This is a genomic window from Herbaspirillum frisingense (assembly GCF_047325095.1).
Lineage (GTDB): Bacteria > Pseudomonadota > Gammaproteobacteria > Burkholderiales > Burkholderiaceae_D > Herbaspirillum > Herbaspirillum frisingense.
The window spans coordinates 4,920,113-4,939,966 of sequence record NZ_CP168558.1; the positions used below are offsets into that span (position 1 = coordinate 4,920,113).

21 protein-coding genes are annotated in these 19,854 nt (G+C 65.0%); 1 reads left to right on the forward strand and 20 read right to left on the reverse strand.

What is annotated here, in order from left to right; translation table 11 throughout:
- Positions 1-14 precede the first annotated feature (14 nt).
- Positions 15-989 (reverse strand): XdhC family protein, encoded by a 975-nt coding sequence (locus ACEOAC_RS22385; protein ID WP_413444211.1) that lies wholly within the window; start codon positions 987-989, stop codon positions 15-17.
- A 16-nt stretch (positions 990-1,005) separates the two neighbouring features.
- On the reverse strand, positions 1,006-2,556 hold the full coding sequence (locus ACEOAC_RS22390; protein WP_413444210.1) for a methyl-accepting chemotaxis protein: 1,551 nt from the start codon (positions 2,554-2,556) through the stop codon (positions 1,006-1,008).
- A 617-nt stretch (positions 2,557-3,173) separates the two neighbouring features.
- Between ACEOAC_RS22390 and ACEOAC_RS22395 the strand changes: the two genes are divergently transcribed.
- Positions 3,174-4,271: a porin gene (locus ACEOAC_RS22395; protein WP_077236941.1), complete on the forward strand. Its 1,098-nt coding sequence runs from the start codon at positions 3,174-3,176 to the stop codon at positions 4,269-4,271.
- A 145-nt stretch (positions 4,272-4,416) separates the two neighbouring features.
- On the opposite strand, the gene ACEOAC_RS22400 is transcribed toward ACEOAC_RS22395, so the two are convergent.
- The 18 genes from ACEOAC_RS22400 to ACEOAC_RS22485 all read right to left on the reverse strand — a co-directional run bounded on the left by ACEOAC_RS22400 (position 4,417) and on the right by ACEOAC_RS22485 (position 19,847).
- Positions 4,417-6,828: a xanthine dehydrogenase family protein molybdopterin-binding subunit gene (locus ACEOAC_RS22400; protein ID WP_413444209.1), complete on the reverse strand. Its 2,412-nt coding sequence runs from the start codon at positions 6,826-6,828 to the stop codon at positions 4,417-4,419.
- On the reverse strand, positions 6,825-7,319 hold the full coding sequence (locus tag ACEOAC_RS22405; protein ID WP_006461857.1) for a (2Fe-2S)-binding protein: 495 nt from the start codon (positions 7,317-7,319) through the stop codon (positions 6,825-6,827). The genes ACEOAC_RS22400 and ACEOAC_RS22405 overlap by 4 nt, the downstream gene beginning before the upstream one ends.
- Complete coding sequence (locus ACEOAC_RS22410; RefSeq protein WP_413444208.1) at positions 7,312-8,217, reverse strand: FAD binding domain-containing protein; 906 nt, start codon at positions 8,215-8,217, stop codon at positions 7,312-7,314. The genes ACEOAC_RS22405 and ACEOAC_RS22410 overlap by 8 nt, the downstream gene beginning before the upstream one ends.
- Before the next feature lie 54 nt (positions 8,218-8,271).
- Positions 8,272-8,991, reverse strand: coding sequence for an ABC transporter ATP-binding protein (locus tag ACEOAC_RS22415; RefSeq protein ID WP_413444207.1), 720 nt, complete (start codon positions 8,989-8,991; stop codon positions 8,272-8,274).
- Positions 8,984-9,751 carry an ABC transporter ATP-binding protein gene (locus ACEOAC_RS22420; protein WP_006461860.1) on the reverse strand — a complete coding sequence of 256 codons (768 nt, stop codon included), beginning with the start codon at positions 9,749-9,751 and terminating at the stop codon, positions 8,984-8,986. The genes ACEOAC_RS22415 and ACEOAC_RS22420 overlap by 8 nt, the downstream gene beginning before the upstream one ends.
- On the reverse strand, positions 9,748-10,770 hold the full coding sequence (locus ACEOAC_RS22425) for a branched-chain amino acid ABC transporter permease (RefSeq protein ID WP_006461861.1): 1,023 nt from the start codon (positions 10,768-10,770) through the stop codon (positions 9,748-9,750). Before ACEOAC_RS22425 ends, ACEOAC_RS22420 begins: the two co-directional genes overlap by 4 nt.
- A complete protein-coding gene (locus ACEOAC_RS22430; RefSeq protein WP_077236967.1) occupies positions 10,767-11,675 on the reverse strand; it encodes a branched-chain amino acid ABC transporter permease in 909 nt (302 codons plus the stop codon). The genes ACEOAC_RS22425 and ACEOAC_RS22430 overlap by 4 nt, the downstream gene beginning before the upstream one ends.
- A gap of 11 nt (positions 11,676-11,686) precedes the next feature.
- Positions 11,687-12,880 carry an ABC transporter substrate-binding protein gene (locus ACEOAC_RS22435; protein ID WP_413444206.1) on the reverse strand — a complete coding sequence of 398 codons (1,194 nt, stop codon included), beginning with the start codon at positions 12,878-12,880 and terminating at the stop codon, positions 11,687-11,689.
- A gap of 88 nt (positions 12,881-12,968) precedes the next feature.
- Complete coding sequence (locus tag ACEOAC_RS22440) at positions 12,969-13,517, reverse strand: SRPBCC family protein (RefSeq protein ID WP_413628587.1); 549 nt, start codon at positions 13,515-13,517, stop codon at positions 12,969-12,971.
- 98 nt (positions 13,518-13,615) lie between these two features.
- Positions 13,616-14,650 (reverse strand): asparaginase domain-containing protein, encoded by a 1,035-nt coding sequence (locus ACEOAC_RS22445; protein WP_413445591.1) that lies wholly within the window; start codon positions 14,648-14,650, stop codon positions 13,616-13,618.
- A complete protein-coding gene (locus ACEOAC_RS22450; RefSeq protein ID WP_413445592.1) occupies positions 14,647-15,027 on the reverse strand; it encodes a non-heme iron oxygenase ferredoxin subunit in 381 nt (126 codons plus the stop codon). Before ACEOAC_RS22450 ends, ACEOAC_RS22445 begins: the two co-directional genes overlap by 4 nt.
- Positions 15,024-15,962: a dihydroorotate dehydrogenase gene (locus ACEOAC_RS22455; protein WP_006461867.1), complete on the reverse strand. Its 939-nt coding sequence runs from the start codon at positions 15,960-15,962 to the stop codon at positions 15,024-15,026. Before ACEOAC_RS22455 ends, ACEOAC_RS22450 begins: the two co-directional genes overlap by 4 nt.
- Positions 15,956-16,840, reverse strand: a complete 885-nt coding sequence (locus ACEOAC_RS22460; RefSeq protein WP_077236932.1) for a dihydroorotate dehydrogenase electron transfer subunit — start codon at positions 16,838-16,840, stop codon at positions 15,956-15,958. The genes ACEOAC_RS22455 and ACEOAC_RS22460 overlap by 7 nt, the downstream gene beginning before the upstream one ends.
- 5 nt (positions 16,841-16,845) lie before the next feature.
- The gene (locus tag ACEOAC_RS22465; protein ID WP_006461869.1) at positions 16,846-17,400 is read right to left on the reverse strand and encodes a nuclear transport factor 2 family protein; all 555 of its coding nucleotides are present in this window, start codon (positions 17,398-17,400) and stop codon (positions 16,846-16,848) included.
- Positions 17,397-18,662, reverse strand: coding sequence for an NAD(P)/FAD-dependent oxidoreductase (locus ACEOAC_RS22470; protein ID WP_413444285.1), 1,266 nt, complete (start codon positions 18,660-18,662; stop codon positions 17,397-17,399). Before ACEOAC_RS22470 ends, ACEOAC_RS22465 begins: the two co-directional genes overlap by 4 nt.
- On the reverse strand, positions 18,659-19,027 hold the full coding sequence (locus ACEOAC_RS22475; RefSeq protein WP_413444284.1) for a cupin domain-containing protein: 369 nt from the start codon (positions 19,025-19,027) through the stop codon (positions 18,659-18,661). The genes ACEOAC_RS22470 and ACEOAC_RS22475 overlap by 4 nt, the downstream gene beginning before the upstream one ends.
- 1 nt (position 19,028) lies before the next feature.
- Positions 19,029-19,442 carry a cupin domain-containing protein gene (locus ACEOAC_RS22480; RefSeq protein WP_413444283.1) on the reverse strand — a complete coding sequence of 138 codons (414 nt, stop codon included), beginning with the start codon at positions 19,440-19,442 and terminating at the stop codon, positions 19,029-19,031.
- Between the two features lie 30 nt (positions 19,443-19,472).
- The gene (locus ACEOAC_RS22485) at positions 19,473-19,847 is read right to left on the reverse strand and encodes a hypothetical protein (protein WP_413444282.1); all 375 of its coding nucleotides are present in this window, start codon (positions 19,845-19,847) and stop codon (positions 19,473-19,475) included.
- Positions 19,848-19,854: the final 7 nt, after the last annotated feature.

Genomic DNA, 19,854 nt, shown 5'->3' on the forward strand with positions numbered 1-19,854 from the left:
TCGCTTGCCTGCCCTCAGCCGTCACCGCCGGGCAGACCCGCGGCATTCCTGACGGCTGTCATCTGCGCCAGGATGGAGACGGCGATTTCAGCCGGCCTGTGACTATCGATAGGCAGACCGATCGGCGCATGCAGCCGCGCAATCTGCGCCGCGCCGAGATCGAACAAGGCCAGCCGCTCGCGACGGCGCTGGCTGCTGGCACGCGAACCCAGGGCGCCGACATAGAAGGCCGAAGAAGTCAGCGCCTCCAGCAGGGCCATGTCATCCAGCTTGGGATCGTGGGTCAGTGCCACGATGGCAGTGTGGGAATCCGGCTTCATCTCCAGCACCACATCATCGGGCATGCCGGCGACCAGCCGGGTACCGGCGATATGCCAGCCCGCCGCATACTCCTCGCGCGGATCGCAGACCAGGACCTCGTAGTCGAGCATCATCGCCATCCTGGCCAGCGCCTGTGACAGCTGTCCGGCGCCGATGATCAAGAGGCGCCAGCGCGGCCCGTAGCATACGGTGAAGTCAGGCTGCGCCAGCACTGGCCCGGGCAAGGCACCGTCGGCATGGCCCAGCCGCGTGCAGCGGGACAGGCCGCTGGCCAGATCGAGCTGGCGCCGGATGCGCCCCTGCGCGGCGGTCACCTCCAGCACTTCGTCGAGCCAGCCGGAGCCCGGCAGCGATTCGCGTACCAGGACCAGGGTTCCTCCACAGGGCAAGCCAAACCGTGCGGCCTGCTCCCGCGTGGTGCCATATTCCAGAACGGCGGGGCGCACAGACGTCGCGCCCTCCTGACGCACGCGCTCGATGAGGTCATCCTCGACGCATCCGCCGGAGACCGATCCGACCACGCGACCATCGTCCCGGATGGCCAGCATCGCCCCGGGACTGCGGGGCGCGCTGCCCCAGGTGCGCGCCACCGTGAACAGGTGTACCTGGTGTCCTTGCCGCCGCCAGTCGCAGGCCGTGCGCAAGACCTCCAGATCCAGGCTTTCCATGTCTGCCCGCCCTGCCTCAGACCGCGGCCAGACGAAATACGCCCATCGACAGCTTCACCGCCCCGGCCTGCTCCACCAGCGACGCCGACGAGGCCGCAGCCTGCTCCACCAACGCCGCATTCTGCTGGGTAATGCGATCCAGCGAAGACAGTGCCGCCGCCACCTGCTGCACGCCCTCGCGCTGCTCGATGCTGGCGCGGGAGATCTCGTCGATCAGGCCGCTCACGCCACCGATGGAAGAGACAACCTCCGTGATGGTGGTCGCCGAGGTCTTCACCTGCGCCTGTCCCTGGCTCACGCTGCGTAGCGATGCGGTGATCAGCTCGGCGATTTCACGTGCTGCCGTGGTGCTGCGCTGGGCCAGCGTACGCACCTCGCTGGCCACCACGGCGAAGCCGCGTCCGTTCTCGCCGGCACGGGCTGCCTCCACTGCGGCATTGAGCGCCAGGATATTGGTCTGGAAGGCGATGGCCTCGACCACCTTGACGATCTGTCCGATCTGCGCGGCATCGTCGGCCATCGCCTGCATGGTCTGGACGATGCGATCGAAGGCCTGCCCACCGCGTTGCGCCACATCCGCAGCCGCCACCGCATTGGCCGCCGCAGAGACGGCGTGATCGGCATTGTTCTGGATGGTGGCGGCCAGTTCCTCCATGCTGGAGGCAATCTCCTGCAGCGACGATGCCTGGCTCTCGGTGCGCTGGGACAGGTCCATGTTGCCGGCCGCGATGTCCGAACAGGCCCGCGTCACGCCATGCACATCACGACCGACTTCGCCGATCAGGCTGACCAGGCTGCTCCTCATCAGCAGAAGCGCCCGTACCAGATCGGCGGCATGTGGCTGGGCGGTCTGATCAAGGGGCGCATCGAGATCACCGGCAGCCATCCGATATGCAAAGTCGGTGGCCTGCTCCAGCGGCTGCATCAACTGTCGTCGCTGCCAGAGACTGCCCAGCACCAGCATGGCCAACGCCACCGCCAGCATGACCAGTGCCGGCACCCGGCTTGCTGCAGACCACAGCAGGCCGGCTGCCAGTGCGCTCGCCAACGGCAAGGCCTGCCACAGCACGATCCGCTTGAGCAACCCCGGTCGCCACAGCCGCTGCACCATCCCCGGCAGACCGGTGCGCAGGAACTGGCCACCGCGCACGGTCCAGCCACGGGCGCGCCGCTCCTTGAAGCGGCGCAACATGGCAGCGGCGAAACTGACCTGCTCCGCTGGCGCATGGGTGCGCACCGAGGTCGATCCGATCACGCGCCCGCCTTCCCGCACCAGCGAGACATTGGTCATGGCCCAGATGCGCTGCCCATCGCTGCCCCGGATGCAGGTCAGTCCGGCCCACCGGCGTCCCTGCTCGATCGTGGTACGGCGCATGTCCTTGACCGCTTCGGCCGGCACGTCGGGATCGATCAGGCGCGTGTAGGGCATGCCCACCAACTCCTGCATGGGAATGCCCACCTCGTCGGCGAACGCCTGGTTGGCATAGGTAATGATGCCCTCCGAGCTGGTCCGGCTGATCAGATACTGTCCCGGCCGCAGTGCGCGACCATCTTGCTGCTGGCTCACCATCCCCCTCCTCAGCACCGTCCGGCCAACCCTCCGGCGGCGATAGTTTCCCGCGATTAATAACGAACATCATTCTGTTATTTTGCATCCTTCGATGTCAAGAAGAATTCCGCTATCGAGATCATCATCAGGTGGCGCAGCAGCGCTTCGAACTATCCGCGTCACGGCATCGGCAACGCAGCGTCGTACACGAACAACGACGGCGCGCAGAGGTGTGCGATAGCGAGCATTTCCTCACATCGCCCCACAATCCACTACGCATATGGCTTCCATGAGCATGAAGAATAAAAAACGCACCAAAAACGCGAATATGGACAGCTGAACTTCTTTTTTAAGTGCATGTGACGGGACGGCTGCACCATTTGTTTCCCCAGCCATCCTGCCCTGCCTTCCCCGGCAAGGATGCGTGACAAAAAAACTTTCCCCTCACACGACAATAACGATTGACATTCATTTTATTGAGATTAAATAATGTCATTCATTATTTGACGCACATCAAAGCAGGCGCCGCGCCGCCCACTCGTTCAGATCCATTGCAGCCCGATTCATCCGTAGCGCCACCGCCAGCGGTGGTTTTCAACGCTGTCTTGATTGTTCAACCTGAAGGGGAAATAAAAGTGAAGAAACGTCTGTTAGCCGCCGTCTCCGCCGGCCTGTGCCTGGGGGGGCTGGGTACCGAAGCGATGGCCCAGAGCAGTGTCACCATCTACGGCATCATCGATACCGGGGTCGAATATCTCAATCACACCAATGCCGCCGGCCAGGGCAAGCTGCGTACGCTGCCGCTGACCGGACTGCTGCCCTCGCGCATCGGCTTCAAAGGGGTCGAGGACCTGGGTGGTGGCATGCGCGCCTTCTTCAATCTGGAAAGCGGCTTCGTGCCGACCACCGGCGGCATGGGCCAGGGCAACCGCCTGTTCGGACGACAATCCAATGTCGGCCTGATGGACCCGACCTGGGGTACCTTCACGCTGGGTCGCCAGTACAACATGACGGCCATCTCGCTGATCGCCGCCGACATCATGGGGCCGGCCAACCACGGCCTGTCCAACATGGACTCCTACCTGCCCAACACGCGCAGCGACAATGCGCTGGGCTACATGAACAAGATCGGCAACACCACCGTGGGCGCCACCTATAGCTTCGGTCGCGACACCTCCACGGCGGGCGGGCCTGCGGCCACCAATTGCGCTGGCGAGAACGCCGCCGATGCGCAAGCCTGTCGCCAGTGGACGGCGTTGATCAAGTACGACACTGCTACCTGGGGCGTGGCCACCGCCTACGATACCCTGCGCGGCGGCGCCGGGGCGGGCAACCTGCTCACCAGCAGCAACTACAAGGACAACCGCGCCTCCTTCAATGGCTGGTTCAAGGTCGGCGATCTGAAGATCGGTGGTGGCCTGATTGCCCGCCACCTGCAACGTGCAGTCGACATCAACTACAACCTCTGGTATCTGGGCGCCAGCTACGCGCTCACGCCACAGTGGCAGGTCGAAGGCCAGGTGGCCCATCTGGATACCCGCAACTCACCCGACGACAGCACGCTGGGCACGGCACGGGCGATCTACTTCCTGTCCAAGCGCACCAGCCTCTACGCGTCGTATGCCTACATCAAGAATCGCGGCAACGCCGCCATTGCCGTCAGCTCCGGCAGCACGGTCGGTGTCGGCCAGAACCAGTCCAGCGTGATGGCCGGCATCCGGCATACCTTCTGAAGCAGCTTTACTCCTGAGGATCCCTTTGTAGGACTTGGCGGAACGCATCGAGGCGTTCCGTTTTTTTTGGGCGTCCCGGAGGGGCCGGAGAGGGACGAAAAAAAGGCGCCGTCGCGACGGCGCCTGCTCTTCCATCTGGCCAGCCTCAGAAGGGAGGCAGTCTTGCCTCGCCCTGACGCATCTCGGGATGATGCAGCACGTCCAGCACATGTGCCGGCGTAAACGGCTGCTGCCATACACCCTGCCCAAGGGGACGCAAGGCGTCGTTGACGGCACACCAGATGGCGCCAATGGCCCCCACCGTCCCGGCCTCGCCCACCCCCTTGGCACCGAGACTGGTTTCGCGCTCGGGCGTGGTCACATGGCCCACATGGATCTGGGGCATCTCTGAGGCCATCGGAATCAGATAGTCCGCCAGCGAGGCATTGCTCATCTGCCCGTTCTCGGAATAGATGCACTGCTCGAACAGGGCCGCGCCTATCCCCTGCACCACGCCACCGCGGATCTGCTCATCGGTCAGCAGAGGGTTGACGATACGACCGCAGTCTTCCACCACCCATACGTCCAGCACGCGGATCATCCCGGTCTCGATATCGACCTCGACCTGCGCCGCCTGCACCCCATTGGCGGCGAAGTAGGGCTTGCCGGTCGGCGCATAGCTGCGCTCCACCGTCAGTTCCGGGATGACGTCCAGCTTGATGGCAGTCGAATCGTAATGCGCCTTGAGCGCCACCTCCGCCAGGCTCATCAAGGCCTCGCCGTCACGGCCGATGATCATGCCATCGACGATATCGAGCCCGTCCTGCGATTGCTCGCCAAGGGCCGCTGCGATCGCCAGGATATTGGCGCGCAGTTGCGCTGCGGCCAGCAGGGCCGCTTCCCCGGCCAGGGAAATGCCGCGCGAGGCCCAGGCACCGCCCCCCAGTGGATCGCGGGAGGTGTCGCCGGCCGCCACCGCCACCGTCTCCAGCGGACTACCCATGGCCTGGGCCACGATCTGGGTCAGGCCAGTGCGCGTGCCCTGCCCCTGGTCGGTCGCGCTCGTTCGGCACTGGATGTGACCGGAGGGCAGCAGGCTCAGGCGCACTCCCTCCTTGCCGGCCACCCTGACCTGATTGGGTCCATAAAGGCCCGCGCCCACGCCGGTCAGCTCGACGAAGGTGCACAAGCCGATGCCACGATAGACGCCGCGCTGGCGCAGCGCATCCTGCGTGGCACGCAGCTGGCGGTAATCCATGTTCTCCAGCAACTGATCCATACAGGCGTCCAATGACAGCGGCCCCAGTGGGATGCCGCCGGCAGCAGGCAGCATCGGCGCCTCGGCCGGACGCGCCGGCAGATGATTGCGGCGGCGCATGGTGACCGGATCCATGCCGATGGCCGCTGCCGCGTCATCGATCAGCTGTTCGATGACGGCGCAGGCGATGGGCTGGCCCACGGCACGATAGGCGCCGGTCGGTACCTTGTTGACGAAGGCCCCGCGCACCCGCCCGCGGAAGGCGTCGATGCGGTAGGCCGAGCCGCACAGGTCGAGCGCCTGCAAGGCTTCGCCGATACTGGAACGCGGGTAGGCGGACACCGCCCCGAAGCAGAACAGCAGATCCACGTCCAGCCCCAGCAGGTGTCCTTCGGCATCCACCGCCAGTTGCGCCTCGACGCTGGCGTCCCGGGCGTGGACATCGGAGACGAAGGATTCCAGGCGGTCCGCCTGGAATTTGACGGGCCGGCCCAGCAGCATCGCAATGGCGACCACCGCGATCTCGTCGGCATAGGCGTGCAGCTTGATGCCGAAAGCGCCCCCCACGTCGGGGCTGGCGACCCTGACCCGCTCCAGCGGCAGGCCCAGCAGGCTGGCGTAGATCTCCTGCATCTGGAAGGGCGCCTGATGGGATTGCTGGATGTCCAGCTCACCGGTGCGCCGGTCGAAGCTGGCCAGGATGCCACGTGGCTCCAGCGGCACACCGGTCTGGCGACCGAAGCTGAAACGGCGGCGTACCACCTGGGCAGCGCCGGCAAATGCGGCGGCCACATCACCCTTGCCGATCTTGCGCTCCAGCGCCAGGTTGTGCTCGATGGCCGGGTGGCAGGGTGGACAGCCGGGTTCCAGTGCGGTGGTCGGGTCGACCACGGGCTCGCCCTCCTCCCAGTCGATCTCGATCAGCTCGAGCGCGTCCTCGGCCTGCGCGCGCGTAGCGGCCACCACCGCCGCCACCGCTTCGCCCTGCCAGAACACTTCATCGATGGCCAGCGGATTCTGCTGTGCCGAGACATGCTCCGGCCACATGGCAAAGCGGGTGGTCCAGCCAGCGCAGACGGTCGCCAGGTCGGCGCCGGTGACGACCGCACTCACCCCGGGCATGGCCGCAGCGGCGTCGACATTGATCGCGTGCATACGCGCACGCGCGAACGGACTGCGATAGAACACCACATGCTGCATATCGGCCAGCACCAGGTCGTCGAGATAGCGTCCGCGCCCGGCCACGAAACGCTCGGCATCCGCGCGGGCGACGCTACGGCCGATCAGGCCAGCGGCCGCGGTCTGGGCGGCGGCGCTCATGCATCCTCCCCGGCGGCCATTTCGATGGCATCGACGATGGCCTGGTAACCGGTGCAACGGCAGTAATTGCCCGAGATGGCATCGCGGATCTCCAGGCGGCTGGGGCAGGCCTTGGCCTGCAGCAGCTCATTGGCCGTCATCAGCATGCCCGGCGTACAGAATCCGCATTGCATGGCATTGCGCGTCACGAAGGCGCGTTGCAGGGCGGCGATCTCACCGCTTTCGGCCAGCCCCTCCAGGGTCTCCACGCTCAGGCCGTCGACCTGCACCGCCAGCATCAGGCAGCCGCGCACCACCGCGCCATCGACGCGCACATTGCAGGCACCGCAGACGCCGACCTCGCAGCCGACGTGAGCTGCCGTCAATCCCATGTCCTGGCGCAGGAAGTCCACCAGGTTGCGGCGCACCGGCACCAGGCAATTGACGTCCTTGCCGTTGAGGGTGAATTGGATGTTGGCGTGTTCCACGCAACGGACGGACAGGTCATCCATGGCTGGCTCCGTAAGGAATGGTTGAATCGGCCGGCGCGCCGAAGGTCGCCGCCAGAACGCGACGTATCAGGGCGGCCGCCTGCAGGCGCTTGACCTCGGGGCTGCCGAAGTGGTTGTGATCGGGATTGAGCTCGGCCACGGCAGCCCTGGCGATCTCCTCACCCAGCGCAACGGACCACGCTTGCCCCTGCGCCAGTGCAGCGGCCGCGGTGGACAGGATGGGCATGGGATCGGTGCCGAAGGTGGTCAACCGCAGGTCGCTGATGATGCCCTCGGCATAGCAGGCCCGCAGCGCGACGCCGACCATCGCGAAGTCCCCATGGCGGCGCGCCAGCTCGTCGAAACCGAAGACCTCCTGCGGCTGGCAGGCCGGATAGAGTGCTTCGATCAGGATTTCGTCATCCTGGCGGGCCGTCTCGTACAGACCGAAAAAATAATCCACTGCCGGCACCTCGCGCACGCCGCCGTCACGGCTCTGCAGCACCAGCAAGGCATCCAGGGTGATGGCGCAGGCCGGCATCTCCGCCGACGGATCGGCCAGCGCCAGACTGCCGCAGGTGGTACCGCGGTTGCGCACCGCCGGATGGGCCACATGGCGCATGGCCATGTGCAGCAAGGGCAGATGTTGTTCCACCAGCGGTGAGCTGGCGGTCTCGGCATGACGCACCAGGGCACCGATGCGCACATGGCTGGCATCCTCGGCCAGCACGATGCCCTTGAGTTCCTCGATGCGATTGATGTCGATGAGCAGGCTCGGCGCCGACAGGCGCAAATTGAGGGTGGCGAACATGCTCTGGCCGCCGGCCAGGATGCGCGCATCGCTGCCGTGTTCAGCCAGCAGCGCGCACGCCTCTTCCAGCGAACTCGGGCGGGCGTATTGGAAACCTGATGCCTTCATGCAATATCCGATAAGTTGTGACAGGCCGGGTGGGCGCAGCCGGGATGCACACGCTCACACGCCCATGTAACGATGCACCAGGGATGGGTCCTGCTGCAACTGGTGTGAGCTTCCACTCCAGGCGATACGTCCCTTCTCGACCACATAATGGCGGTCAGCCAGTCCCATGAGCGACTGGATGTTCTTGTCGATGACGATCATCGACAACCCTTCTTTCTTCAGTTCGTGCAGGGCGCGCCAGATATCAGCACGCGCCACCGGCGCCAGGCCTTCGGTGGCCTCGTCCAGCACCAGCAGGGAGGGATTGGTCATCAGCGCACGCGAGATGGCCAGCATCTGCTGCTCGCCGCCGGACAACTGCGAACCCATGTTCTGACGCCGCTCCGCCAGCCGTGGAAAGAATTCATAGGCGCGTCGCAAGGTCCAGGGCCGACTGTCGGCCTGCCCTGCACGCGCCGGGCGTGCGGTGGCGATCAGGTTTTCTTCCACGGTCAGGTCGGCGAAGATCTGGCGTCCTTCGGGCACCAGCCCCAGGCCACGGCGCGCCACTTCGTGACAAGGCAGGGTATCGATGCGCTGGCCGCCAAAGCTGATGCTGCCGGCACTCGGACGCAGCAGACCGAACAGGCATTTGACGGTGGTGGATCGGCCCATGCCATTGCGACCGAGCAAGGTGATCACCTCACCGCGCTGCAGGTCCAGCGAGATGTCGAACAGGGCCTGCGCCCGACCGTAGGAGGCCTGCAGCCCGCGGATGGATAACTGTTCAGCCATGAGCGGCTCCGGAAAAAGTCCCTGCCTCATCACCCAGGTAGATGGCGCGGACCTCGGGGTGATTGCGAATTTCATCGGGCGTGCCACAGAAGGCGGCACGACCCGACACCAGCACCGTGATGCGATCAGCCAGGGCGAAGACCGCATCCATATCGTGTTCGATGAGCAGCATCGAGTAACGGCCCTTGAGGGATTGCAAGAGTTGTACCACCGATGCCGATTCTTCGATGCTCATGCCGGCCATGGGCTCGTCGAGCAACAGCAGGCGCGGCTGCGCGGCCAATGCCATGGCCAGCTCAAGCTGGCGTCGCTCGCCATAGCCCAGTTCTCCTGCCAGCGTATCGCGGCGGGCTTCCAGGCGGGTGGCAAGCAGCGCCTGCTGCGCGTCCTGGCAAGCCTGCTCACGGGCCATCATCGGACGCCAGAAACCGTAGCCGCCAGTCGCGCCGACCGCCGCCAGCACGGCGTTTTCCATCACGGTGAACTCTTCGAAGATGGAGGTGATCTGGTAGGAGCGCAGCAAGCCCCGGCAGGCGCGCTGATGCAGCGGCAGCGTGGTCACCTCCTCATCGCCGAACCAGACCTGGCCGCTGTCGGGCCGCAGCTCTCCGGACAGCTGGTTGATCAGGGTGGTCTTGCCGGCACCATTGGGGCCGATGATGGCGTGCAGTTCGCCGGGACGGATGTCCAGGCTGACGTCGTCGGTCACCAGCAGGCCACCGAAGCGCTTGGTCAATCCCTGGGTACGCAGGCCGTTCATTGCTTGGCTCCATTGGCGACGATGGCAGTCGCATCGATACGGCCGGATGCGCCGCGTTGGCAGCACCGCACATCCAGCCAGTGCAAGGCACCCATGAGTCCGTCACGACCGGTGAGCGCAATGAGGATGATCATCGGCCCGAAGATGAGCATCCAGTGCTCGGTATAGGACTTCATCACTTCCTCCAGGCAGATAAACGCCAGTGCACCCAGCAACGGACCGAATACGCTGCCCATGCCGCCCAGCACGACCATGACGATCAGCTCGCCGGACACCTGCCAGCTCATCAGCCCCGGCGAGGCATAGGCATTCAGATTGGCCAGCAGGAAACCAGCCAGGCCGCACAGGATGGCGGAGAGCACATAGGCGATCAGTTGCAGACGGCGGGCCGGGAAGCCCAGTGCGCTGATGCGCGCGAGGTTCTGGCGCGAGCCGCGCAGGGCCATGCCGAAGGGCGCGTGCCGCAACCGGTGCATCCACAGCAGGGTCACCGCCAGCACGCCCCAGGCGGCATAGAACAAGGGCAGCACCGAACCGAGGTCGATCCCCGCGCCCAGCCGGCTGGTGGCGATGATGGACATGCCATCGTCACCCCCATACTGCTTGAGGCTGACGAAGACGAAATAGCCCATCTGGGAAAACGCCAGGGTGATCATGATGAAGCCGATGCCACGGGTGCGCAGGCTGATGGCACCGGTGAGCGCCCCGATACAGCCGCACGAAACCAGCACCAGCAGCAGCTGCGGCCACGCCGATTCCAGCCCGGCCAGCGAGGACAGGGAGACGCAATACGCCCCCAGGCCAATGAAGAGTGCGTGTCCGAAGCCGATCAGGCCGGCATAGCCCAGCACCAGGTTGAGCGCACTGGCGGCCAGCGCATAGATCAGCACACGCGCCAGAAAGCCCACGTAGAACTGTGCACCCAGTGCAGCGGCCACCGGTGGCACGGCCAGTAGCGCCAGCAACAGCAGCAGGGGAATGCCCAGGCTGGGACGGAACAGGGAGGAAGTCGTCTTCATCGTCTTGCCACGAAAAGGCCTTGCGGACGCAGCGCCAGGACGGCCGCCATCAGCAGGTAGATCAATAGGGAAGCCAGTGCCGGACCAGCCGCATCGGCCAGCTGGCGGCTGACCATCTCACGCAACAGCATGGGCAGGAAGGCCCGTCCCATGGTATCGACGACACCGACGATCAGGGCCGAATAGAACGCGCCCTTGACCGAACCGATGCCGCCGATGACGATCACCACGAAGGTGGCGATCAGGACCGGCTCACCCATGCCGGCCTGGACCGACAGGATGGGGCCGGCCACGGCACCCGCCAGTCCGGCCAGGGCGGCACCGACGGCAAACAGCAGGGCGTTGAGGAAACGGATGTTGATCCCCAGCGCGCCCACCATGGCCGCATTGTTGGCGCCGGCACGGATGAGCATGCCCAGGCGGGTGCGGTGGATCATCCAGTAGCACCCGACGGCCACGGCCAGACCGACCACGATGACCGCAAAGCGATACAGCGGATAGGGCAGGCCGAACAGGTTGATGACACCATCCAGCATCGGTGGCACCGAGACGAACAGGGGCTGCTTGCCCCACAACATCGAGGCCAGTTCATTGAAGAACATGATCATGCCGAACGTGGCCAGGACATGATTCAGGTGGTTCTTGTCGTACAGCCGCGCCACCGCCACCCGCTCCAGCAGCACACCGATGGCCAGACAGCCCAGCAGCGCGGCCAGCAGCCCCAGCAGGAAGCTGCCGGTGGCATTGGCGACCGAGGCCGCAATGTAGGCCCCCATCATGTACAGCGAACCGTGCGCCAGGTTGACGAAGCTCATGATGCCGAACACCAGGGTCAGGCCGGCCGCCAGCAGGAACAGCAAGACCCCGTACTGGAGACCGTTGAGCAGTTGCGCAAACAGTAGCATGATGGCCTCGCTCACTTCAGGGGACAGGCCGCCACGTAGGCATCCTTGTGGTCCACCAGCGGGGTGGCGACCAGCTTGCCCTTGATCTGGTCACCTTCCTTGACGATCTCGAAGGCATAGTAGTTCTGGATCGGCATGTTGTTGGTGTTGAAGCGGAAGGGACCGCGTACCGATTTGAACTCCGCACCGGCTGCCTTGAGCGCAGCGGCGAAGGCCACCTTGTTGGAGGTGTCGCCCTTGAGCTTGCGCACTGCCGTATCGAGCAGGAAGGCCGCGTCATAGGCATTGGCGGCATAGGTACTCGGAACACGCTTGTAGCGGGATTCGAAGGCTTTGACGAACTTCTGGTTTTCCGGATTCTCCAGCACCGGATTCCAGGTATTGCCGCTGATCACGCCCACGGCGGCCTCGCGCAGGGCCGGCAGATTGGTGCCATCGACGGTGAAGGTGGAATACACCGGTACCTTGCCGATCACCCCGGCCTGCTTGAGCTGCTTGGTAAAGTTCACGCCCATGCTGCCGGGGTAGAACATGAAGACCGCATCCATCTTGCTCAGCTGCAGCTGGGTGATCTCGGCCGAATAGTCGGTCTGGTTGATCTGCGTATAGACCTCGGCGGCCACGCCTCCCTTGTACCAGCGCTTGAAGCCGGCCAGCATGTCCTTGCCGGCCTGGTAGTTGGGAGCCATCAGATAGACATTCTTGTAGCCCTTGTCCTGCACCAGCTTGCCGATGGCTTCGCCCGAACCGTCATTGGGGTAGGCGATGGAAAACACATTGGCACCACACTCCGCACCGGCCATCGGCGAGGGGCCGCCGGCCACGGCGATGGAAACCACACCGGATTCCTTGAGTCGTCGCAGATTGGCCATGATGATGTTGGAGTAGCCCAGGCCGACGATGGCATCGACCTTGTCCAGCTCGATGAACTTGCGCATGACCTGCGAGCCCACATCCGGCTTCATCTGGTCATCACCCTGCAGCACCTGCACCTTCTGTCCGCCAAGCTGGTTGCCAAGCTGCTCCAGGGCCAGGCCGAAACCGTCGATATATTCCTGGCCGTCGGCAGCCATCGGCCCGGAGAAGGGGCCGGACAGGCCAATCTTGATATCGGCCATGGCCTGCTGCGGAAACGCCAGCACTGCCAGCCCCGCCAACGCCCCCAGGGCACTCACCATCGACTTCACTACCGCAGATCTTTTCATTTTCATTCCTGTTCGTGGCTAAGGTTGAACTACGAATGCTGCTTGCTGCGTGCGGGAAAACTTGAATGTGGGCGACAGTCCTGCCCCACTAGCGTGCTACGCGTGACCACATGCTGCGCAGGGCGCCCTGACGCGGCTGCTCCTGCGCCGGCTGACCGCCCGGGCCATCGGCCGCGGGCGCGGCGGCGGCCTCCGGTTCGAACAGCTTGACGAAGCGTGCAAAGAAATCATCGGCCATCTTGCGGGCCGAACTGTCGATCAGGCGTGCACCGAGCTGCGCCAGCTTGCCGCCGACCTGGGCCCGTACCTCGTATTGCAACAGCGTGCCCTCGCCTTCTTCCGGTGCCACCAGCCGCACTGCGGCGCTGCCCTTGGCAAAGCCGGCCATGCCGCCCTGGCCTTCGAAGGTAATCGCATAGGACTGCGGCGCCACGATGTCGGTCAGGCTCATGCGTCCCTTGAACTTGGCCGAGACCGGGCCGATCTTGATCGACATGCCCACTTCGTACTCATGCTCGCCGACCTGCTCCAGCCGGTCGCAGCCGGCGATGCAATCGCGCAGGCTGGCCGGATCGTTGAGGGCTTCCCATACCGCCTGCCGGGAGGCGGGTACCAGACGTTCGCTGATCATTTCCATGCTTGATTCGCTCCTCTTTCAATTGCCTGTCATTCGTATAGTCCGCCCAGTCCGTGGGGGCTGAGCTGCGTGCGGCGTGCTACTGACTGCCGGCGCCCTCAATGCGCCAGCAGCAGCGCCTGTATCGCGGCCGCATCCGGCAATGGCGACTGCGCCAGGATCAGCATGAGCAGGATGCGCAGTTTGGGGGCGGCCAGATCGCCTCCCGCCAGCACCCCGTCACGTTGCAGGAAGGCCTGCGGCGGCACCACGCCACGCGCAGCGCGTGCGGCCTGCACCACCACCACACCCTGCGCCACTGCACGCTGCAGGGCGGCGCGTTCACCGTTGGCCGGGCGGCCGGGCGCCAGTCCGATGCTGATGATTCCCCGGGCACCTGCCGCCAGCACGCCATCGATGGCCGCACCGTCGGCACCGGCATAGGACACCACCATATCCACGCGTGGCAAGGTCCGGCTCGACGACATGTCGAGCGCCGGCAGCATGCTGTGCGATATCGATGAAGTCACGCGGCGGCGCAGCACCACGCTGCCATCAGCGTCCACCCGACCGAGCGGGCCATAGGGCGTGGCCTCGAATGCGTGCAGCTCGAAACTGGCGGCCTTGCTGACATCGCGTGCCGCAAAAACCATGCCATCCATCACCACCAGAACGCCCTGCCCCTGGGCCTGTGGGGCAGCCGCCACCGCCAGTGCTGCGCGCAGATTGGCCATGGCATCGCTGCCCGACGTGTTCAGCGGACGCTGTGCTCCGGTGAGCACGATCGGTTGGCGGATATCGGTGGTCAGCTGCAGAAACCATGCGGTCTCTTCCATCGTCGCCGTGCCATGGGTGACGACGATGCCGGTCAGGCCGGGGTCGTCCTGCACCGTGCGCCTGATCAGCTGCGCCAGCTCCATCCAGTCCTGCGGCAGGATGCCGGTACTGCCGATCATGCGGAAGGACTGCGGCAGGATCTCGATATCCAGGTCGATCCGGTCCAGTTGTTCCACCAGATCGCCGATGGGATGCACCACGCCGCTCTCGCTGTACTCGACCCAGTCGAAGGCATGCCGCGCATGCATGGCGAAGGTGCCTCCGGTGCCGATGACGGCAACCCGTGGCTTACCCGATGCGCGGGACAGGCCGCTCATGCAGCCACCAGACGCAGGTGCAGCACACCCTCTTCGAGACGGATCTCGTGGCTGCGTACATCACGTGTCAAGGGCGCCGACAAGGCCTTGCCGGAACGGATGTCGAACAGTCCGGCATGCAGGGGGCATTCGACCTCGAAGCCGTCGATCTCGCCTTCCGACAAGCGCGCATTGCCATGGCTGCAGATGTCGTCGATGGCATAGACTTCGCCATCCACCAGGAACAGGCCGACCTGCACACCGCCCAGCTTCAGCGAGCGACACGCACGATCACCAAACACCTCGGCCAGCGGCCCCAGCGTCAGCCAGCCCTGGGCATCGGGCGACGGCGGGGACGCCTGGGCGTCTGCCGCCACGATAGGCAGGATGCCATTCACAGGCCGGCCCTCGCTTCCAGCAATTTGGCCTCATGCACCTTCATCGCGCCGACCAGGTCGCGGATGCGGGTGATGCCGCGACGTACACAATAGGCCTGGAGGTCGTCGATGACGCGCGGCATGGCGCTGGTACTGATGAAATTGGCCGTGCCCACCTGTACTGCCGTGCAACCGGCCAGCAGGTATTCAATGGCGTCCTCGGCGGTGGCGATGCCACCGCAACCGATGACCGGAATGCTGACCGCCTGCGCCGCCTGGTAAGCCATGCGCAACAGGATGGGCTTGGTGGCACTGCCGGTGATCCCGCCCATCAGGTTGGCGACCTTGGGTTGATGACTTTCGATATCGATGGCCATGGCCAGGATGGCGTTGGAACTGACCAGGGCGTCTGCGCCACCCTGCTCGGCAGCACGGGCAATCACGGCGATGCTGCCGACATTGGGCGAGAGCTTGGCCCAGACCTGCAGGTCGGTATTGCGCTTCATCGCCTTGATCACCGCTTCGGTGGCCTGTGGGTCCATGCCGAAGGCCTGGCCATCCTTCTTCAGGTTGGGGCAGGAGATATTGGCCTCGATGGCGGCCACGCCCGGCACGCTCAGGCGTGCGGCCAGCTCGCCGAACTCTTCCACGGTATTGGCTGAAATGCTGGCCACCAGAGGGGGCGTGTAATTCCGGTAGAACGGCACCAGCTCTTCCAGATAGTGCTCCGGCCCCTTGCTGGGGATACCGATGGAGAACAAGGTCGAATTGCGCAGCTCGGCCACGCGTGGCGGGGTGTTGCCCTCGCGCAGGTCGCTGGTGATGGTCTTGGTGACGATGGCACCCAGACGATTGAGATCAATCACCTTGGCCATGCCCTCGGCAAAGGTCCCGGAGCCGGGCATGACCGGATTCTGCAAGGTCAGCTTACCGATGGATACGCTCATGTCTACCATGTCACTGTCTCCTGCGCGTCGAACACCGGGCCATCCCAGCACACGCGTCTGTAACTCATCGTTTCCGAACCAGGGCTCTTGCGGAATGGCCGCACGCAGGCAAAGCACATGCCCAGCGCACATCCCATCAATTGCTCCAGCGCCACCTGGGCCGGCACGTCCAGCTCCTGGCCCAGTCGCTGCAACGCCAGCAGGAAGCGGTTGGAGCCGCAGGTGGTCAGCAGGTCGAAGGGCAGCTGCGCATGCCGTTCACGTACCAGCTTTTCGATGTGGGCGATGTCGCTGCTGCCATCCTGGTCATGCACCACGATGACATCTGCCCCCACCGAGCGCAGGTATTGCTCCGACATCACCAGGGCCGGCGAACGCGCCGAGAGGATGGCCGTCACCCTTGCTCCGCGCTGCACCGCGTGCTGGGCCAGCGGGGCCATGGTGGCCAGGCCCACGCCGCGCGCCAGCACCAGCACATGGCGGGCCTGCGGCGGCAGAGTGAAGCCCTGGCCGACCGGCCCGAAGGCGTCCAGCGTGGCGCCCGGCTCCAGGGTGGCCAGGCCACGGGTACCGGCGCCCTGTACCTTGTAGAGGAATTCGATGGTGCAGTCCTGCGGCGAAACGCGGTACAGGCTCATCGGTCGGCGCAGGTAAGGCACGTCGTTGCCGGAGGGCGGGCAGTTGAGGTGGAAGAACTGACCCGGCAGCACCGCCAGCGCAATTGGCGGCGCCTTCAGGACCAGGTGCTTGTACTCGGCGTTGACCCACTCATTGCTCAGTACCTGGCACAGGTTCTCGGCGATGGTGAAATCTGCGCAGTGGCCGCCGCAGGACGAGGCCGCTGTACTCGGCGCTGGCTGCAGCGGGATAGGGACGCTGTTGGTCATGATCTCTAGAGGTGGGTGGAAGAGGATGCACGCACGGCGGCATCGGTAATCTGCTCGAAGGACGTCACCAGCGGGAAGGCTCCTGCATCGATGGGCAGCATCTGGGTCTGCTCGAAGCGCATGCGTGAACAGAGCCACTGTCCCTGCTGGTCGCGGGCATATTCTTCGTAGGTCAGCGCGCCCAGCAGCACCGCCTTCTTGGTCTGCTCACGCAGTGCGATCTGCCACAGTCGCCAGCGTGCCGAGGCGACGTCGCCTTCGACGCTGATCTCCGGACTGCCGTAGTAATGCAGCGCATAGCACCAGGGCGAGCGCATGAACCACTGCGCCAGCGCATCGCGCCCGACCAGGCTGGCACCGAACTCGGCGCCGCCTTCCCAGATGGCGTCCTCGGTAAAACAGGCGGCCTGGGCAAGCGCGATCTTCTCCATGCGCAGCGGCGGCTGCCGCTGGTAGTTGGTCGTATATTTCTGATCGGCCAGGCTGGCATAGCGTGCCTTGAGCTGGCGGATCGCTTCGGCTGCTTCCAGTGCGGCCACACGTTGTTCCAGGTTGCTCATGAGCGCACCAGTTCCTTGAGCGAAATGGCAGGATCGCGCAGCACCGCTGCATCGATGGTGGAGCCGCGGCGTACCAGTTCTTCAAGCTGGCGGCGCTCCCGGCCACTGTCGACCAGCATGCCGCCGGCCACCCTGCCCTCATGCAGCCAGAGCAGCACGCCGGCCCGCTCCCCTGGCGGAATGCGCGATATCACCAGGTCGCCCGGCGTATAGATGCCGACCACCTGGATATTGCGATCGAGCTGATCGGTCCACATCCACGGTACTTCGATATACGGCTCCGGCCGGCCGACGATGGCGGCCGATACCGCACGCGCCTGATTCTCGGCATTGCGCCAGGTCTCCTGGCGCAATGCCCGCCCGTACAAGGGGCTGAAGCTGTTGGCCACGTCGCCCACGGCATAGCACCACGGCGCATCCGGATTGCGGCACCAGGCATCGGTCAGCACGCCGTTATCCAGGCGTACCGGGCTGCCTTCCAGGAAGTCCGTGTTGAGCGAAATGCCCACCGCCACCAGCACCAGGTCGGCCTCCAGCGCCATTTCCTGTCCGGCGCACTGGGCGTCGATGCGCAATCCTTCGGTCGTCTTCGCGATGCCCGATACGCTCACGCCGGTCAGCACCTTGATGCCGCGCTGTTCGTGCAGCGCCTGCAGCCACTGCGACCCTTCCGGCGGCAGGCAACGCGCCATCACCCGGGCGCCGCCTTCGACCACGGTCACTTCCATGCCCAGGGCAGCCGCCGAGGACGCCGCCTCCATGCCGATCACGCCACCACCGATCACCAGCAGACGACGCTGCTGGGCCATGGCCGGGCGCAACGCGAGGCAGTCTTCGATGGTGCGCAGGACCCTGACTTCGGGCAGATCCGCACCGGGGATCGTCAGGCCACGAGCCTGACCACCGGATGCCACGACCAGAATGTCGAAGGGGATGACCTCGCCGCTCTCCAGATGGGCTTGACGCAAGTCGTCGATACGGGCGACCACGCCCTGGCGATGCTCGACCATGGCGGGGTCCTCCCAGAAACTGCGTGGCCCCAGCATCAGTTCGTCCACGGTCTTGCTGCCCAGCAGCAGTTCCTTGGACAGGGCCGGCCGTTCATAGGGGGTGTGCGGCTCCGCACCCAGCAGCAGGATGCGGCCACCGAACCCATCCGAGCGCAGGGCTTGCGCCACGCGCCCACCGGCATGCCCGGCACCGACGATCAACACACGCTGATCCTGCGGCGCACCCTGCGCTTGCGGCTGATGGTGGTTCATGACACCGACTCCTCGACCGGCGGCAGCTGGTCCAGGCGGGTGATGACGCGATAGAGCGCGCCTCGCTCACTCTGACAGGTCCAGCGCCGCGGCTCCTTAGGTGGAATGATGATGCCCTCGCCGGGGGACAGCTCGTAGCGCTCGCCAGCGGCTTCAACCAGGAACATGCCTTCCAGTACGGTTGCCACTTCCTCGCCTTGCGGTTGCGGCGGCACTTCGCTGTGCTGGCCACGACGAAAGACGCCGATGCCGATATTCAGGTGCTGGCCCTCGACGGTATGCATGCCGGGCGCTGCCTGCGGATTCTGCCAGTCGGTTTGCAACGGCTGGCAATGCGGATCGGTCGGGTTCGACAGGCTGGACATCTCAGCGACTCCTGTTCTTGAGGGGGTAATACGGCGTCGAATCCTCCGGGCCATACTCCTCGCGCGCCGGGGTCACCACGTTCAGGCGCAGCGACACGCCCTCGGCACCGAAGCGGTTGCTGCCGTAATGCAAAACCCCGGCAGGAATGATGAGCGCATCACCGCTATCCATCACCGATTCGAGGTCGGTCTCTTCGCTGTCACTGCTTTCGAAAACAGAGCAGCCACCCAGCAGCTGCAAGGACGCTTCCTCGCCGTGGCTATGCGACTTGGCAGGCAGGTCATGCCCCTGCGCGGCGACGAACTTGACCACCGCCACGCTGACGGACGCGCCGAACATGTGCTTGCCATACAAGCCATCGGCCACGATCTCCTTGAGGTTATCGTCGATGGCGAACACTCTGCATTTGGGCATGAAAGCTCCTTGGTTGATGACAGCGTCGGCTCAGATCGGCGGACGCATGACGAACTTCTCATCGGCCACGAAGCGCGAGAACTCGTAGCCATCGATCACGCCCGGCTGCTGGTAGGCCTCCACTGCCGGCGCCACCTCGGCCAGGGACAGCAGCATGTACATCAGCGCTGCTTCCGACGGCGGCATGGCATCCAGTTCGAAGCCGTTGAGGTAGGCGACGATGGCATCGACATCGGCCAGCATGGCGTCCTTGAAGGCCACGATGTCGGCGAACGCGCTGGTATTGCGCATGCGGGTGCGCTCGGTCTCGGTGGCCAGGCTCCAATGGCTGAACGGCATCAGATGGGCAAAACCGGCGGGAAGGGTGATGGCACTTTGCGGGCTTGCTGGTTGCGGCGAATTCATGGCGGGC

What these genes read in the sequence shown, in the direction of transcription:
- ACEOAC_RS22385 (WP_413444211.1), bottom strand. Translation starts at nt 989, where the DNA reads ATGGAAAGCCTGGATCTGGAGGTCTTGCGCACGGCCTGCGACTGGCGG.
- ACEOAC_RS22400 (WP_413444209.1), bottom strand. Translation starts at nt 6,828, where the DNA reads ATGAGCGCCGCCGCCCAGACCGCGGCCGCTGGCCTGATCGGCCGTAGC.
- ACEOAC_RS22405 (WP_006461857.1), bottom strand. Translation starts at nt 7,319, where the DNA reads ATGGATGACCTGTCCGTCCGTTGCGTGGAACACGCCAACATCCAATTC.
- ACEOAC_RS22410 (WP_413444208.1), bottom strand. Translation starts at nt 8,217, where the DNA reads ATGAAGGCATCAGGTTTCCAATACGCCCGCCCGAGTTCGCTGGAAGAG.
- ACEOAC_RS22415 (WP_413444207.1), bottom strand. Translation starts at nt 8,991, where the DNA reads ATGGCTGAACAGTTATCCATCCGCGGGCTGCAGGCCTCCTACGGTCGG.
- ACEOAC_RS22420 (WP_006461860.1), bottom strand. Translation starts at nt 9,751, where the DNA reads ATGAACGGCCTGCGTACCCAGGGATTGACCAAGCGCTTCGGTGGCCTG.
- ACEOAC_RS22425 (WP_006461861.1), bottom strand. Translation starts at nt 10,770, where the DNA reads ATGAAGACGACTTCCTCCCTGTTCCGTCCCAGCCTGGGCATTCCCCTG.
- ACEOAC_RS22430 (WP_077236967.1), bottom strand. Translation starts at nt 11,675, where the DNA reads ATGCTACTGTTTGCGCAACTGCTCAACGGTCTCCAGTACGGGGTCTTG.
- ACEOAC_RS22435 (WP_413444206.1), bottom strand. Translation starts at nt 12,880, where the DNA reads ATGAAAAGATCTGCGGTAGTGAAGTCGATGGTGAGTGCCCTGGGGGCG.
- ACEOAC_RS22440 (WP_413628587.1), bottom strand. Translation starts at nt 13,517, where the DNA reads ATGGAAATGATCAGCGAACGTCTGGTACCCGCCTCCCGGCAGGCGGTA.
- ACEOAC_RS22445 (WP_413445591.1), bottom strand. Translation starts at nt 14,650, where the DNA reads ATGAGCGGCCTGTCCCGCGCATCGGGTAAGCCACGGGTTGCCGTCATC.
- ACEOAC_RS22455 (WP_006461867.1), bottom strand. Translation starts at nt 15,962, where the DNA reads ATGGTAGACATGAGCGTATCCATCGGTAAGCTGACCTTGCAGAATCCG.
- ACEOAC_RS22460 (WP_077236932.1), bottom strand. Translation starts at nt 16,840, where the DNA reads ATGACCAACAGCGTCCCTATCCCGCTGCAGCCAGCGCCGAGTACAGCG.
- ACEOAC_RS22465 (WP_006461869.1), bottom strand. Translation starts at nt 17,400, where the DNA reads ATGAGCAACCTGGAACAACGTGTGGCCGCACTGGAAGCAGCCGAAGCG.
- ACEOAC_RS22470 (WP_413444285.1), bottom strand. Translation starts at nt 18,662, where the DNA reads ATGAACCACCATCAGCCGCAAGCGCAGGGTGCGCCGCAGGATCAGCGT.
- ACEOAC_RS22475 (WP_413444284.1), bottom strand. Translation starts at nt 19,027, where the DNA reads ATGTCCAGCCTGTCGAACCCGACCGATCCGCATTGCCAGCCGTTGCAA.
- ACEOAC_RS22480 (WP_413444283.1), bottom strand. Translation starts at nt 19,442, where the DNA reads ATGCCCAAATGCAGAGTGTTCGCCATCGACGATAACCTCAAGGAGATC.
- ACEOAC_RS22485 (WP_413444282.1), bottom strand. Translation starts at nt 19,847, where the DNA reads ATGAATTCGCCGCAACCAGCAAGCCCGCAAAGTGCCATCACCCTTCCC.